This is a genomic window from Anaerofustis stercorihominis (assembly GCF_024623185.1).
Lineage (GTDB): Bacteria > Bacillota > Clostridia > Eubacteriales > Anaerofustaceae > Anaerofustis.
In genome coordinates this window covers 1-1,002 of the sequence record NZ_JANJZK010000065.1, presented here as the reverse complement: position 1 = coordinate 1,002, position 1,002 = coordinate 1, and the positions used below count along the sequence as shown (strand labels likewise).

General features: G+C 27.8%; 2 protein-coding genes. Both read left to right on the top strand.

The window, feature by feature from the left end:
- Positions 1-324 precede the first annotated feature (324 nt).
- Positions 325-462, top strand: coding sequence for a hypothetical protein (locus NSA01_RS10005; RefSeq protein WP_257481315.1), 138 nt, complete (start codon positions 325-327; stop codon positions 460-462).
- The gene (locus NSA01_RS10060) at positions 431-556 is read left to right on the top strand and encodes an XRE family transcriptional regulator (RefSeq protein WP_373887195.1); all 126 of its coding nucleotides are present in this window, start codon (positions 431-433) and stop codon (positions 554-556) included. The genes NSA01_RS10005 and NSA01_RS10060 overlap by 32 nt, the downstream gene beginning before the upstream one ends.
- Positions 557-1,002 lie beyond the last annotated feature (446 nt).

Here is a 1,002-nt window from a genome sequence, read left to right as displayed (position 1 = left end):
CCGAGATTTTTGAAACGACCGCTACCCCACCCAATCTAATAAAGTTTTATTTACTCATCCTCCTCTAAAATCTCTTTCATCATTTTTGCTCCTATTTTAAATCCCACAGTATAATAATGAGCACAATTTACTAATCTTTTCTCACTTAAAGACTAGATAAAAAGCTTTTCACTTTTTTTGAATAGTAAATATCTCACTTCTATTAAATAAAAAGAAGATATCTTATAAATATTACCTTTAATCCTTTAAAATAATTTATATTAAGGATTTAATCCAATATATCAGTTATGTCTATATTCTATAATAAATAAAAAAGGAGTTATTATGGATATAGTAGAAATGATAGGTAAAAGAATATTACATTTATGTAAGGAAAAGAATATGTCAATCAATAAATTAGCAAAAAAAATCAGGAGTTTCAAATACAGCAATAAATGGCATATTAAATCAAAGTACAAATAATCCCAGAATTTTAACTATTAAACGGATATGTGATGGATTTGATATTACTATTAAAGAATTTTTTGATGTAAAGGAATTTAGAAAATATATGTAATATTTTGAGTGGAGGGGTAGCGACTGTTTCACAAAATGCGGGCAGCATTTTGCAGAAAATCCAGTCGCGCTATAAGGCACCGTGGCTTGAGCTGGGTCGTTAAATCCAATTTTTAGACAAGTAAAAATTGGCGGTTCATAAGGTGGAACCCTATATCACTTTTCGATATGTGATTATTTAAACATTTCTCCATTAGACTTTTTTGATACAGATAATGATAATCCGGAAAAAATCAATGAAATAGTAGAATATTTAAAAAATTTAAGTAACGAACAAATAGATAATATCTTAGCCTTAGTTAAGGATTTAAATAAATAGTAAAAATAAAAACACTTTTAATAAGTGTTTTTTTATTTGGCATAGAAAGTTATTAAAGATGAATATGAGCAAATAATACTTTTTTAGAAGGGTTGGGGCAGCGGTCGTTTCAAAAATCTCGGGCAGAG

Excerpts from the sequence above, each read along its gene's own strand:
- NSA01_RS10005 (WP_257481315.1), top strand. The coding sequence starts at position 325 with ATGGATATAGTAGAAATGATAGGTAAAAGAATATTACATTTATGTAAG.